The organism is Bacillus weihaiensis (genome assembly GCF_001889165.1).
Classification (GTDB): domain Bacteria; phylum Bacillota; class Bacilli; order Bacillales; family Bacillaceae; genus Metabacillus; species Metabacillus weihaiensis.
The window spans coordinates 1,214,030-1,229,450 of record NZ_CP016020.1; the positions used below are offsets into that span (position 1 = coordinate 1,214,030).

At 36.3% G+C, this 15,421-nt stretch carries 11 protein-coding genes; 10 read left to right on the forward strand and 1 reads right to left on the reverse strand.

Features of this window, described 5'->3' with window-relative positions; translation table 11 throughout:
* Positions 1–252 precede the first annotated feature (252 nt).
* Positions 253–1,545 (forward strand): ArsB/NhaD family transporter, encoded by a 1,293-nt coding sequence (locus A9C19_RS05735; RefSeq protein ID WP_072579051.1) that lies wholly within the window; start codon positions 253–255, stop codon positions 1,543–1,545.
* 81 nt (positions 1,546–1,626) lie between these two features.
* Positions 1,627–2,283, forward strand: coding sequence for a DUF421 domain-containing protein (locus A9C19_RS05740; RefSeq protein ID WP_072579052.1), 657 nt, complete (start codon positions 1,627–1,629; stop codon positions 2,281–2,283).
* 360 nt (positions 2,284–2,643) lie between these two features.
* Here the strand turns inward: A9C19_RS05740 and spoVB are convergent, their stop codons facing one another.
* Positions 2,644–4,212 carry a stage V sporulation protein B gene (gene spoVB / locus A9C19_RS05745; RefSeq protein WP_072579053.1) on the reverse strand — a complete coding sequence of 523 codons (1,569 nt, stop codon included), beginning with the start codon at positions 4,210–4,212 and terminating at the stop codon, positions 2,644–2,646.
* Between the two features lie 270 nt (positions 4,213–4,482).
* Here spoVB and A9C19_RS05750 point away from each other — a divergent pair, with 270 nt between their 5' ends.
* The 8 genes from A9C19_RS05750 to dtd all read left to right on the forward strand — a co-directional run bounded on the left by A9C19_RS05750 (position 4,483) and on the right by dtd (position 15,288).
* The gene (locus A9C19_RS05750; protein ID WP_072581761.1) at positions 4,483–4,776 is read left to right on the forward strand and encodes a post-transcriptional regulator; all 294 of its coding nucleotides are present in this window, start codon (positions 4,483–4,485) and stop codon (positions 4,774–4,776) included.
* A gap of 315 nt (positions 4,777–5,091) precedes the next feature.
* Positions 5,092–7,332 (forward strand): protein translocase subunit SecDF, encoded by a 2,241-nt coding sequence (gene secDF / locus A9C19_RS05755; RefSeq protein WP_199445828.1) that lies wholly within the window; start codon positions 5,092–5,094, stop codon positions 7,330–7,332.
* A gap of 191 nt (positions 7,333–7,523) precedes the next feature.
* Positions 7,524–8,375 (forward strand): cation diffusion facilitator family transporter, encoded by an 852-nt coding sequence (locus A9C19_RS05760; RefSeq protein WP_420835819.1) that lies wholly within the window; start codon positions 7,524–7,526, stop codon positions 8,373–8,375.
* Between the two features lie 20 nt (positions 8,376–8,395).
* On the forward strand, positions 8,396–8,749 hold the full coding sequence (locus tag A9C19_RS05765; RefSeq protein ID WP_072579056.1) for a LapA family protein: 354 nt from the start codon (positions 8,396–8,398) through the stop codon (positions 8,747–8,749).
* Between the two features lie 107 nt (positions 8,750–8,856).
* Positions 8,857–11,217: a single-stranded-DNA-specific exonuclease RecJ gene (recJ, locus tag A9C19_RS05770; protein ID WP_072579057.1), complete on the forward strand. Its 2,361-nt coding sequence runs from the start codon at positions 8,857–8,859 to the stop codon at positions 11,215–11,217.
* Between the two features lie 16 nt (positions 11,218–11,233).
* Entirely contained in the window at positions 11,234–11,746 is a 513-nt protein-coding gene (locus A9C19_RS05775) for an adenine phosphoribosyltransferase (RefSeq protein ID WP_072581762.1), read from the forward strand.
* 881 nt (positions 11,747–12,627) lie between these two features.
* Positions 12,628–14,835, forward strand: a complete 2,208-nt coding sequence (locus A9C19_RS05780) for a RelA/SpoT family protein (protein WP_072579058.1) — start codon at positions 12,628–12,630, stop codon at positions 14,833–14,835.
* Between the two features lie 15 nt (positions 14,836–14,850).
* On the forward strand, positions 14,851–15,288 hold the full coding sequence (dtd, locus tag A9C19_RS05785) for a D-aminoacyl-tRNA deacylase (protein WP_072579059.1): 438 nt from the start codon (positions 14,851–14,853) through the stop codon (positions 15,286–15,288).
* Positions 15,289–15,421: the final 133 nt, after the last annotated feature.

Genomic DNA, 15,421 nt, shown 5'->3' on the forward strand with positions numbered 1-15,421 from the left:
CTATTCAAAGAGAAAAAAATTTATTTCGTAAAAAATCCTACATTCGGATTTTAAAATGAACCGAAAATTAGATAAGAAAAAGTAGTTTACATAAAGTTGATGTCTAGCTCCATCACCTCGTAGGAAAAATAATAAATTAACTCTTGTACCAGTTGATTGTTTATTTTTCCCTAATAGATTGACAAACTACGTGTTGTATTTCTGTTAGGAGGCTGAACGAGACGACCTGAGCTTTTTAAAGGGGGATTTATCATGCTAACCATACTAACTGTCGTCATTTTCGTGATTACCTATTTGGTCATCATGACAGAGAAAATTGACCGTGCGGTAGCTGCTGGATTAGGCGGCGTCATTATGCTTGTAGTTGGAATTTATGATGTGAACAAAGCCTTTCTGTCGTATATCGATTGGAATACAATTGCTTTGTTATTTTCTATGATGATTATTGTAGCGATTACAAGTAAAACCGGTGTCTTTGAATATGTAGCAATCATAATGGCTAAGGCAGTTGGTGGACGACCAATCCCTCTTTTGCTTGTTATTTCAACACTAACAGCAATAGGTTCGGCGTTTCTAGCGAATGTGACAATGGTTCTTTTATTAGTTCCCATTATCTTAACCATTGTCAGGATGCTTAATATACCAGCGATGCCGTACCTCATTTCCATTATTATTGCATCAAATATTGGTGGGACAGCCACATTAATTGGAGACCCTCCAAATATTATGATAGGGCAAGCGGTCGAGCACCTTACTTTTAATGCGTTCTTATTTCATCTCAGTCCCATCGTTCTCCTTATTTACGCAGTTGTTCTCGGGTACCTAATCATTCTGTATTGGCCAAAGCTAAAGAAAAATCAACTTGATCAAGTGACATTATCAAGAATGAAAGCTTCTCATTACTTAAAGGTAACAGCTGCATTACCTAAATCCTTAGGTGTATTATGCCTCACGATAGCGGGATTTGTGTTAAATCCCATTTTACATGTTGACTTAACAAGTGTATCACTAGCTGGAGCATTGTTACTTTTACTTCTTACAGAGAATGAATACAAACCTGAAGAAGTATTTAAACAAGTTGAATGGGGAACATTATTCTTTTTTATGGGATTATTTATGCTAATTGGCGGGTTAGAAGAAGTAGGAATTATTGATGAGCTTGCTAGAGGTCTTGTTTTCTATACAGAAGGAGATCTACCGAAAACCTCTATGCTCATTCTATGGATGACTGGTATTTTATCTGGCTTTGTTGATAATATTCCATTTGTTGCAGCTATGATCCCCGTGATAACAGAGTTTCAGGATTATGGGATGACAAATTTAGATCCGTTATGGTGGTCATTAGCACTTGGAGCCTGTTTGGGGGGGAATGGGACATTGCTTGGTGCAAGCTCCAATTTAGTCGTAGCTGGGTTAGCAGCGAAAGAAAAAGAGCCTATTCATTTCATAGAATTTTTGAAGGTTGGTTTTCCAATCGTTGTGATCTCACTTGCCATTTCGTCGGTCTATGTTTATTTTCGATACTTAATTCACTTCACAACATAAAAGAACACATAAAAGGTAGGAAAACATCCAAAACTAATAAAAAGGTAAGAAAGGAAATGCAAGAAAGAAGGAGGCAATCAATTGGAGATTTACTTAATTATGGTAGCGAGAACTTTATTTCTGTATTTTCTCATTGTGATCATCTTTCGATTAATGGGGAAAAGAGAAATAGGTGAGCTAAGCATACTTGATTTAGTTGTTTTCATTATGATTGCTGAGATGGCTGTTACGGCTATTGAAGATGAAAAGGATCCTCTCATCCATACAATCGTACCAATGACACTATTAATGATTATTCAAATATCGTTGGCATATCTTTCTTTGAAAAATCAAAAAATCCGACATCTTTTAGATGGAAAGCCGACAATTATAATCAATCGTGGAAAAGTAGATGAGCACGCGATGAGAACACAGCGTTATAATTTTGATGATCTGATGACTCAGCTTAGAGACAAAAATATTAATAATGTTGGAGATGTAGAATTCGCAATTTTAGAACCGACAGGGAAACTTTCCGTCATTGAAAAACAAAAAAATAAGAAAAAACAACCAGAACTACAGGTACCTTTAGTTGTAGACGGAATGATACAAGAAGGAAATTTAGAAACCATAAATAAAACCAATTTATGGTTAAGACAGCAGCTACGGAAGCTGGGGTATAAGGAAATTAAGGATATTTCTTTATGTACGTTTGGAAAGGGTGTTTTTTTCATTGATGTGAAGGATGAAAAGAAATAATAAGAGATAATGATTCGAGTGTAGTTCAGGCGGGGTAGAAGGCTAATCTCTCCCCTTTTTGAGTAGTCTTTCGTCTCACACTCTCCTCAATCACTTCATCAGATAGTCTATTTAATAAGACTCTTTTCTTAATGTCTGTAGCGTAGAGAAAATAACTATTTTATGCCTAAATTTGTTGACAATGAAAATCCGTGAATTCATAAGAATTCACGGATTTTTATTGTTTTTAATTAAACCAATCTCTCGTATCGGCTGCTTTCTTATAAAGATAGTGTAGTATTTTAGATTCATATCTAGTTAGCCGTGAAATTTTCTTGACTATGTATAGTGAGAGGTGCTCGATTATATGGGAAAGCCTTCTTACTTTACAGGTATGAATTTTGCTAAAAATGCTCCTACATATGGTATTCTTTGAACTTCCTCTTTTTCAATTAACCTTAGTATAAATAAAAGAACACAGTAACAAAGAGTAGTCAATAATAAGGATAAGATAAGTTTTAGTAGGAGAGAGCTGTTTGTAAAGAGATGTTCATAAGCGACATAGCCTGTGATACCGGCGAGAATCATTGTTACTAAACTTTTTACATATTCCTTTACATGAATAGTAAAAGGTACTACCTTTAGTACTGTACCAAAGTGTAACAATGTGACAAGCATGATCCCAATAACGATAGCTAAAGCAGCGCCCATAATTCCAAGAGAAGGTCTAGTAGCTAAGGCGAAAATAAGCGCGGTTTTGACTGCTGCTCCAATTAAACTGTTAATCATTGCTGCTTTTGCAAGATCAAGTGCTTGTAAAACGGCCTGCAGTGGTCCTTGGAAATAATGAAAGATAAAAAACGGTGCCATTATCTGTACAAATATCGCTGATTGACTGCTGCCGTACATCACAGTCATAAGAGGCTCTGCAAAAACATATAAAACAACGCATGCAAGCCCACCTGAAACAATGGATAAGCGAATAGCCTGCTGAAGTCTGTGTTCCACAAGTTTTAGCTGATTATTGGCCATTGCCTCACTAATTGCTGGCACTAAAGATGTTGAGAGTGAGAACGTGATAAAGGAAGGTAATGTTAACAAAGGTAAAGCATAGCCTGTTAACCCTCCGTATTGTTTTGTTGCTAGAGCAGTAGCAACGCCAGCGATTGCTAAACTATTAGCTACTACAATAGGCTCAAAAAACCAGCCGATTGTTCCAATGAATCTACTACCTGATGTGGGTAATGCAATATTCATTAATTGTTGAAAAGTTTCTTTTCCGTTTTGAACAGATTTTACAAAATTTCTTCTAATTTTTATTTTCTTTTTCACCTTAAACATAGCTCCTAAATATACAAGAGAAACTAATTCTCCTATGACAGCAGAGATCATGGCACCAGCTGCTGCGTATTCAATTCCATAGGGGAGGAAAACACTTGTTAAAATGGCCACTAATGAAATTCGAACAACCTGTTCGATAACTTGAGATATAGCAGCAGGACGCATATTTTGCTTTCCTTGAAAATAACCGCGTATAACAGATGAAATGGCGACGATAGGGACAACAGGAGCAATAGCATATAATGGCCAAACGGTTCGACTATCTCGAAACATTTCTGCTAGATATGGTGTTAAATAAATCATGGTGGGAGTAAAGAGTAAACTGAGTGTCCCCGTAATAGTTAAGGAAACAACAAGGATCTTTTTAATTTTTCGTTGATCTCCCTTTGCTTCCGCTTCCGCTACTAGCTTTGAAATGGCAACAGGTAAACCTAATTGTGTAATAGTGATTGCAAGAACCAGTGTAGGGACAGCCATCATGTAAATCCCAACACCCTCTTCACCTATGTATCTCGCAACAACAATTCGATTAATAAAACCGAGGACACGAGTGATAAAGCCTGCGATAATTAAAATAAGTGTCCCTTTCAAAAATGTTTGCTTTGACATTCTTTTCCCTGCCTTCTCAAATAACGTAGAATACTATACAATTACTATATGCAGGGAATTAGACCAAGCATGACAAGTTCTCTGATAATGTTTTTAGTGGGCAGAGCTTCTCTTTAATAAACATATTTCATTGCAATGGCTGCTTCAAAAAAAGTGTAAAAAATAATATGAAGTAGCAAGAAAGAATGAGAACCATTCAATGTATGAGGTTTCTTATGAAAAAAATGTATATAAACATCTAAATGAAGCTCTTAGGAGAGGAGAATGTTTATGAATAGACAACCGTTTGACCAATTTAGAGATCATGTGAAACCAGCAATAAAAAGTAAACTTGAGGAATTTATTTTATTAGGCTACGAGGATGTTTCAGAGGAAAAACTTTGGTCCTTTCTAAAAAACAAAAAGTGGAAAAAAACTCCTGAGTTACATGTATATGAAGTTGTCAGAGATGTCTTGTCGTTAAAAGTCGGTGATTTTATGAATTATGCAACTGTTGAATCGTTTAAAGGCGGGAGCTGGTTTGAAAGTGAAGAAGGAAAAGATATCCTAAAAGGTCTTATTTAAGATTGCTTCTAATAGGTAAAACGTCGTATAATTTTATAATGGTTAAAGGAAAATCCTGTCGTAGAATGAAAATAAACAGGCCTTTATTGTACACCCCCACTTTAGTCCTTACTTACCAATGGTTTTGTAAAACTGAAAAAGGCGGCTTTTACACTAATGGTTTGCTGGAAACTTCTTATAACTGAAGGGAATCTATAGTAGGGTACTTACAGGTAGATATACATAACTTACCAATCTAAAAGTACATTTAAGATGAAAATTTTATACACCACGAAACACTTCATACATACAGGAATTCGAGGAGGATACATAATGATTAAGCGTGGACGCATCATTGCGTTTTTTTTACTTGTCCTTGCTGTAGGAAGTCTTATTGGATTGAATACAGATAAAGTGACAAAAAACATTATTCTAGGGTTAGATTTGCAGGGTGGCTTTGAAATTTTATATGAAGTTGAGCCTGCGAATGATGGGGATGAGATTACAAGAGATGTACTCGTCAGTACGGTAAAGGCTTTACAAAATCGTGCGAATGTTCTTGGAGTAAGTGAGCCTAACATTCAAATTGAGGGAGAAGACCGTATTCGTGTACAACTTGCGGGTGTTAATGATCAAAACAGGGCACGTGAAATATTATCAACTCAAGCAGAATTAACGTTCCGTGATTTTGAAGATAAGGAAATGTTAAATGGCTCTGATTTAGTAGAGGGTGGAGCAAAACAATCCTTTGATGATAAAGGAGCGCCGAATGTTGCTATTAAACTAAAGGACGCTTCTAAATTTAAAGAGGTTACGCAAGAAATTGTCGGCAATGACCCGTATAATCAATTAGTTATTTGGCTTGATTATGAAGAAGGAGATTCTTATCAAGAGGAATTAACGAAGGAAGCTCCAAAGTATTTATCAGCTCCAAATGTAGATCAAGTGTTTAATCAAACAGATGTAACCATTACAGGTAACTTTACCATCACTGAAGCACAGGATTTAGCCGATCTTCTTAATGCGGGATCACTTCCCGTGAAGCTTAAGGAGATGTATTCAACATCTGTAGGAGCACAATTTGGTGAACAAGCATTAGACCAGACTGTGTTAGCTGGAATTGTTGGTATTTCTATTATTTTCTTATTCATGGTTCTTTTCTATCGATTACCAGGAATGATTGCTGTAGTAACACTGTCAACGTATATTTATATCATTCTTCAAGTATTTGATTGGATGAATGGGGTTTTAACCTTACCGGGTATTGCAGCTCTTATCCTTGGTGTGGGAATGGCTGTTGATGCAAATATCATTACATACGAGAGAATAAAAGAAGAATTGAAACTAGGAAGAACTGTTCGATCTGCTTTTAAAGCAGGTACGAAGCGTTCTTTTGCCACAATCTTTGATGCGAATATTACGACAATGCTCGCAGGTGCAGTCTTGTTCTTCTTTGGGACAAGTTCTGTAAAAGGCTTTGCCACAATGCTTATGATCAGTATTGTTGTGAGCTTTATCACAGCTGTGTTCTTATCAAGAATACTATTGGCATTATTAGTTGAAAGCCGCTGGTTAGATAAGAAGAAATCTTACTTTGGTGTGAAAAAAGATCAGATTATCAATATAGAGGATACAAATGATGACACGATTGCTCCAACAAGATTTGATTCTGTTGATTTCTTAAAACACCGCAAGAAGTTTTTCCTATTATCATCTGCCTTAGTAGTTGTAGGAATTGTTCTCTTAGTGGTATTTAAATTAAATTTAGGAATTGATTTTGAAAGTGGAACACGTGTTGAAGTGCTAGCGACCGAAAGCTTAACAGCACAAGATGTTGAAGATGAGATGAAAAAGCTTGATTTAGAGGTTGATGACGTCGTATTAGCAGGTGCGGATAATGAAATAGGTGTAGCTCGCTTCATCGGGGTACTTGATCAACAAAAGATTGCGGAAGTCAAAGATCACTTTAAAGAAAAATACGGCTCAGAGCCTAATGTTAGTACCGTTTCACCAACAGTGGGGAAAGAGCTTGCAAGAAATGCATTGTATGGAGTGTTAATTGCTTCTATTGGTATTATTATCTACGTATCGATTCGATTTGAATTTTACATGGCGCTTGCTTCCATCGTTGCTTTATTACATGATGCGTTCTTTATTATCGCGTTCTTTAGTATGACTCGACTAGAGGTTGACATTACCTTTATCGCAGCTGTATTAACGATCGTAGGTTACTCAATAAACGATACCATCGTTACATTTGACCGTATACGTGAGCTTTATAAGAAGAAAAAGGTAAAAACAGTGGAAGATTTACAATTTATTGTGAATCGTAGTCTCCAGCAAACCTTTACAAGATCAATTAACACTGTATTGACTGTGATCATTGCGGTTGTTGCATTGTTGATCTTTGGTAGTACGTCTATTACCAACTTCTCTATCGCGTTATTGGTTGGATTGGTTTCAGGTACGTATTCTTCCCTCTTCATTGCTGCGCAGCTTTGGTTAATTTGGAAAAGTAAGCAATTGAACAAGAAAAAGGATATGCCAAAGAAATTGAGTGATGAGCCTCAAGTTTAACAAATGATTAGGGTCCCCCTTTATAAAAATCGTGGTATGATTAAGGAAGAATTTGCCTAAAATCATTGAGTCACGAAAAAAAGGGGAGACCCTTATTTATTATCCCATTTTGGTTACAATAAATTGTATTGAATAAAGAGGTGAATAAATTGGATAATAAAGATCGTTTTAAACAAGCCGAGTTTGCTGCCATGATTGGAGTGGTAGGAAATATTATTCTAGCTATTATTAAAGGTGTAGTGGGAGTTATTTCCGATAGTCGAGCGTTAATAGCCGATGCAGTTCACTCTGCTTCAGATGTTGCAGGTTCACTCGCTGTTTTTATCGGGGTGAGAGCTGCAAAACAACCACCAGACAAAGATCATCCTTATGGGCATGGAAAGGCAGAATCAATTGCTGCAATTATTGTAGCGGTTTTATTATTTTTAGTAGGGTTAGAAATTGGAAAATCATCATTTGAAGCTTTTTTTGAAGAGATTGAAGCTCCTAAACTGCTTGCAATCTATGCCGTTATTTTATCAATTATCGTAAAGGAATGGATGTTTCGATATAAGTATAAATTGGGTAAAAGGATTAAAAGTGATGCCATTATCGTAAATGCTTATGAGCATCGTTCAGACGTCTACTCTTCACTTGCTGCTTTAGCTGGTATTGGTGCTGCCATTATCGGACAAAGAATGGGAATTGAATGGTTAGTGTATGCTGATCCAATCGCAGGATTATTCGTTTCGTTATTGGTTATTAGAATGGCCTGGAAGCTTGGGTCTGAATCCATCCATACAACACTTGATCATGTTCTACATGATGAGGATATTATTGAGTTAAAAAATACAGTTAGTCAGATCGCGGAGATAAAAAAAATCGATGAGCTACATGCACGTGAGCATGGTCATTATGTCATTGTGGATATAAAGATATCGGTTGATCCACATATGACGGTTGAGGAAGGTCACAACATTGGAAAGATGGTGAAAGAAAGATTGATGAAAGAACATGAGCATGTGCAAAACGTTCTTGTTCATATAAATCCTTATTCGCCTTAACGTTATTGGAGGTACATAGTATGAAGAGACAATGGAGTTTAGTGTTTGCCATTATATTTGCTTTAATTATTGCTGTTTTTGCCGTAATTAATGTTGATGCGGTTAAAGTTGATTATTTGTTTGGTACGGCCGAATGGCCATTAATTCTTGTGATTTTAGGCTCAGTTTTTATGGGGGGATTTTTAGTTGCCTCTGCAGGCGTCGTTCGAATAATGGCTATACAACGTAAATGGAAACAAGCAGAAAAAGAAAATGTTAAATTAAAAGAAGAGCTTGAAAAAGGGAAAGAAGACAATGTGTCAGTAGAGTCAAAACAGTCTACTTTACTAGATGAAACACCTAAAGATGATGTACCAATGGAAAAGAAAGAGTAGGTAAGAGTTACACCCTAAAAACTTCTGTGACTAACTAAACTGGAATAAACCTTAAATTGAAACCCCTTAGCCACTCTTGTATAATGGGATGGTTGAGGGGTGAAAGTATGTTAAAAGCAAAAACAAGATGGTTGGAACAAGAGAAAGATGAAGAGATAATCCAACTATTTGTAGAAGAATTAGAGATTACGCCACTTGTTGCATCACTACTCGTAAATCGTGGTATAAAAACGATCGAAAAGGCTAGAGCCTTTTTACTCATTGAGAAACAAGATTTTCACGATCCTTTTCTTTTAAAAGATATGGACAAGGCAGTTCATCGAATTAATGAAGCGATAGATCAAGAGGAAAAAATCTTAATATATGGTGACTATGATGCCGATGGTGTTAGTAGTACAACTGTTTTACTGACGACATTAAGAGGAATGGGAGCAAACGTAGATTTCTATATTCCTAATCGTTTTACTGAAGGATATGGTCCTAATGAAGCGGCTTTTAGACAAGCTCATTCAAGTGGTTATGGGTTAATTATCACTGTCGATACAGGAATTGCTGCGGTACATGAAGCAGAGGTTGCAAAGGAACTTGGAATAGATTTGATTATTACAGACCATCATGAGCCAGGGCCTGTTCTACCAGATGCATTAGCCATTGTACATCCTAAGCAACCTGGATGTTCATATCCTTTTAAAGAGCTAGCTGGTGTTGGGGTTGCTTTTAAACTAAGCTCTGCCCTTTTAGGTGAAGTACCGACTGACTTACTAGAAGTTGCTGCAATAGGCACCATTGCAGATCTTGTAGCTCTCCATGGAGAGAATCGATTAATTGCTAAAAAAGGAATTCAACAATTAAAGTCAACGAATCGTGTAGGCTTACAAGCTTTGTTAAAGGTTGCTAATGTGCAGAAGAACGATATTAATGAAGATACAATAGGTTTTTCGATAGGGCCTAGAATTAATGCAGTGGGAAGATTACAATCGGCAGATCCAGCAGTAGATCTTTTATTATCAGAGGATATAGAAGAAGCAACGGAGTTAGCGGAAGAAATTGATCTTCTTAACAAAGAACGAAAAAAATTAGTAAATCAGATGACAGAAGAAGCTATTCTGGAAGTTGAAACTCATTATCCCATTGAAAACAACCCAGTTTTAATTATAGCAAAGGAAAATTGGAACCCAGGTGTTGTAGGGATTGTTGCTTCACGATTAGTGGATAGATATTACCGACCAACAATTGTGCTAAGTATTGATCCCGAAAAGGGTACGGCTAAAGGCTCGGCAAGAAGTATAGAAGGCTTTGATTTATTTGAAAACCTTTCAACATGTCGAGAGATTTTACCCCATTTCGGTGGACATCCAATGGCAGCTGGAATGACATTAGATGTCAATCATGTCGATCAATTAAGGCAAAGATTAATTGATCTTGCAAACCGTCAACTAACTGAAAATGATTTTACACCGATAACGAAGGTTGATGTAAGCTGTTCACTTGAGGAAATCACGGTCCAGTCAATTGAAGAGATGCAACTACTTGCACCCTTTGGGATGAATAATCCAAAACCAATTGTGCAAGTTGTAGACGTTACCCTGGCGAATGTTCGAAAAATTGGGGCAGATCAAACTCATCTAAAGCTTGTTTTCTCACAAAATGAACATCAATTAGATAGTGTAGGCTTTGGTTTAGGCCATATTCATGATGAATTATCTCCCTATGTTACTATTTCCGCAATCGGGGAGCTTACCATTAATGAATGGAATAATCACCGTAAGCCTCAAATTATGCTTCAAGATGTTAAAGTCGAGGATTGGCAGTTATTTGATTTGCGAGGATCGAGTAATATTGACCGACTCTTAAAGATGCATCTGAACAAGGAGCTTTTGTTTATTACGTTTAAAAAATCAACATATACGTTGTTAAAGGAGAAAGGAGTGGCAGAAACTTGCCATTTCGTTCAATCAAAGGATGATGCAATAAATGTTGATGTGAAAGACCGCCATATTGCAATGATTGACTTACCACCGTCATTAGAATTGATGGATTCACTTTTTCAAAAAGGAAAGCCTGCGAGGGTTTACTCCGTCTTTATGCAAGAAGCAGATCATTTTTTTGCTACGATTCCTACAAGAGAGCATTTTAAGTGGTTTTATGGCTTTTTACTAAAAAAGGGGTCCTTTCATCTAAAAGAACAAGGTGAACTCCTTGCCAAACATAAAGGATGGTCTAAAGAAACAATAGAATTTATGTCACAGGTGTTTTTTGAGCTAGAATTTGTTACAATAGAAAATGGTGTTATTTCGACAAATTCTACGACTCAAAAACGAGACTTAGCAGAATCGAAAACCTATGCAGATAAATTAATGCAGATTGAATTAGAAAAAACGCTATTATATACATCATATATGCAACTAAAAGAATGGTTTGAATCAAGATTTCAAGCTAGCTCAAAAGAGGCAATTGTGAATGTATAAGGAGGACAAAGAAAAAATGGATTTAAAGCAATTCGTAACAGTCGTACCTGACTATCCTAAACCAGGTATCCAATTCAAAGATATAACGACATTGATGGATAACGGTGAGGCCTATAGATATGCGACAGATCAAATCGTAGAGTATGCTCGAGAAAAGCAAATTGATCTTGTTGTAGGACCTGAAGCTCGAGGATTTATTATCGGTTGCCCAGTTGCTTACTCTTTAGGTGTAGGCTTTGCACCGGTTCGTAAAGAAGGGAAGCTTCCACGTGAAGTTGTTCGAGTTGAATACGGCTTAGAGTACGGCAAAGACGTGTTAACAATTCATAAAGACGCAATTAAGCCTGGACAACGAGTATTAATAACAGATGACCTTCTTGCAACAGGAGGAACAATTGAAGCGACAATCAAATTAGTCGAAGAGCTAGGTGGAGTTGTTGCTGGAATTGCATTCTTAATCGAACTTTCTTATTTAGATGGTCGTAATCTTTTAGACGGATACGATGTTTTAACATTAATGACATATTAATTGTTAAACTTGATAGTTGTTCTTCTTTACTACATCTAGAAGAAATAAGTTCTCGAAAAAAATTAAAAAGCACTCTTATGGGTGCTTTTTTCATAAGGTAAGAATGTAATGTTCAGTCTTTCCCTAGCTATATCGAGCCGTGTGGTTGAACAAGTAGCTTATCCTTTTCTTACAAACATCCTCAATTTAGCATCAGTAAAACACCAAGACGATCCTCAAGAACTAGGAACCACTTCTACAAACCATCTTCATTTCCTTTAGAATTTGGTAGAACGTATTTTAAATGAGAAGTTGTTTCGTGAAAAGAAACGAAATTCGAAAACGTGTTGAAAATGGAAGGAAATAAGAAAACCAGTATTTGACTCCATGAAATAGAGTGAATTCTCTTTACATCTTCTTCGTTTTTATTGATAATAGTTACAATATAGTAAAATTTCTAATGCGATGATAAAGATGTAACAGATAAAAGGATATAGGTTTTATAGTCTTTCTCAAAGAATTGTTGAAGGTCGAAACGAAGCATTTATTTTTTCTTTTGTGAAGTTGATTATTTGTAGCCTGTTGATTGGATTGAAAAAATAAGATGCTCTTTCCTCATCAATTTAAGGAATAGATTGACTTATAGGAACTAGGAGTCAATGGAGGACCTGCAGGCGAATGAGCCAAGGAGCTTGTCGGACAGACTGCGGAAAACAGAGCTATTTATGAACAGGCTCCATTTTAAAACATCAGTAAATAATCCTATTTCTTGTACAAATAATAAGACAACAACCTTTGATTAAAGACAACTATAAGTAGAATAGCCTATTTAATATAAATTGTGTAGTAAGCCTCCATTTGAACTTGAGGTAAATAAAGTTTCCATAATAAAAGGTGATTCCATGGCTAATGAACAAGTACTATCTTCTGAACAAGTGATTGACAAGGCACAGCGGTATTTATCTAGTGAAGACATAGGGTTTATTCAACGTGCTTATGATTATGCAGAAGATGCTCATAAAGAGCAATATCGAAAATCAGGTGAACCATATATTATTCACCCTATACAAGTTGCGGGTATATTAGTAGATTTAGAAATGGATCCTTCTACAATTGCGGGTGGATTTCTACATGACGTTGTAGAGGATACAGAAGTAACATTAGAAGATTTAAGAGAAGAGTTTAATGATGAAGTTGCAATGCTTGTCGACGGTGTTACAAAATTAGGGAAAATAAAGTATAAATCTAAAGAAGAACAACAAGCAGAAAACCATCGTAAAATGTTTGTAGCTATGGCGCAAGATATACGTGTAATTTTAATCAAACTTGCAGACCGGTTACATAATATGAGAACACTTAAGCATTTACCACAGGAAAAGCAAAGAAGAATATCAAATGAAACTTTAGAAATCTTTGCACCATTAGCACATCGATTAGGGATATCAAAGATCAAGTGGGAATTAGAGGATACATCACTACGCTATTTGAATCCTCAGCAATATTACCGAATCGTTAACCTAATGAAAAAGAAGAGACAAGAACGATTAGAATATCTTGATCAAGTAATTGATGAAGTGAGAGATCGAGTAGAAGAAGTAAATATTGAGGCTGAGTTCTCGGGGAGACCTAAGCATATTTACAGTATATATCGAAAAATGGCTCTCCAAAATAAACAATTTAATGAGATCTATGACTTATTAGCCGTTCGTATTGTGGTGAACAGTATAAAGGATTGTTATGCAGTACTTGGCATCATCCACACATGCTGGAAGCCGATGCCTGGTCGATTTAAAGACTATATTGCAATGCCTAAAGCAAATATGTATCAATCGTTGCATACGACTGTAATTGGTCCCAAGGGTGATCCCCTAGAAGTACAGATTCGTACATTCGAAATGCATCAAATAGCTGAATATGGGATTGCTGCGCATTGGGCGTATAAAGAAGGAAAAGATCTAGACGAAAAAACAACTCTGGAAAAGAAACTTTCTTGGTTTAGAGAAATCTTAGAATTTCAAAATGATGTAACAAATGCAGAAGAATTCATGGAATCTCTTAAAATTGACCTATTTTCTGACATGGTCTTTGTCTTTACTCCTAAAGGAGATGTCTTTGAATTGCCGTCAGGCTCTGTACCAATAGACTTTGCTTATAGAGTTCATTCGGAAATTGGAAACAAGACAATTGGAGCTAAGATAAATGGGAAAATGGTTACGTTAGATTATAAGTTAAGAACCGGGGATATCATTGAAATTCTAACATCCAAGCATTCGTACGGTCCTAGTCAGGATTGGTTAAAATTAGCTCAAACTTCTCAAGCAAAAAACAAGATTCGCCAGTTCTTTAAAAAGCAACGTCGTGAAGAAAACGTTGAAAAAGGAAAAGAAATGGTTGAAAAGGAAATCAAGAATTTAGATTTTGAAGTTAAAGAAGTGATGACTTCAGAAAATTTACAAAGAGTAGCGGAAAAGTTTAACTTTTCTAATGAAGAGGATATGTATGCTGCTGTAGGCTATAACGGTGTGACCGCTCTCCAAGTTGCAAATCGCTTAACTGAAAAATGGCGTAAGATGCGTGACCAAGAAGAACAAGAGAAAAAAATCCAAGAGGTCATTCATGAAACAAAACCCGTTTCATCTACAACGTCTCGTAAACGGGATGCAGGCGTTCAAGTTAAAGGGATTGATAACCTTCTAATTCGTCTTTCGAAATGCTGTAACCCGGTACCTGGAGATGAAATTGTTGGGTTTATTACTAAAGGACGAGGAGTCTCTGTCCACCGTGATGATTGTACAAATGTTCATACTGAGGATGCGAAGGAACGTCTAATTGATGTGGAATGGGAAAATCAACCGCAATCAAGAAGAAAAGAATATAATGTAGAAATTGAAATTCTTGGATATGATCGCCGTGGTTTATTAAATGAAGTGCTACAAGCCGTAAATGAAACGAAAACAAATATCTCATCCGTTTCCGGTAAATCAGATCGTAATAAAGTAGCGACAATTAACATGGCGATCTCTATTTCTAATATTAATCATTTGCATAAAGTCGTTGAAAGAATTAAACAAATTCCTGATATATACTCTGTAAGAAGAATGATGAATTAAGGTAGGTTTTATTTAGTGAAGGTAGTTGTTCAAAGAGCACGAAATGCACAAGTAGTAGTAGAAAATGAGGTAGTTGGTTCGATTCATGAGGGTGTCATGGTACTAGTAGGTGTAACTCATGAGGATACAGAAAAGGATGCTGAATATTTAGCTGATAAGGTAGTTAATCTGAGGATATTTGAAGATGAGAGTGGAAAGATGAACCACTCATTACTTGATATCGGTGGCCAAGTTCTTTCTGTATCACAATTTACTCTTTATGGTGATTGTAGAAAAGGGAGACGACCCAACTATATGAATGCTGCGAAGCCTGACTTTGCAAGTACAATTTACGAAAAGTTTAACGATTGCCTTAAAGAAAAGGGAGTACAAGTAGAAACAGGTACATTCGGGGCAATGATGGATGTTCAGTTCACAAATGTCGGTCCAGTTACGTTACTGATAGAAAGCTGATAATGAAAAAAACGCCTAGAGTTTAAGTGCAGGATCAACTAGGCGCTAATGCTAGACTTTAACTAAAAAAGTGACTCCTAGTATAGTTGAATTATACTTAGAGTCACTTTTTTTAATAGGTGCTCTGTTTAGG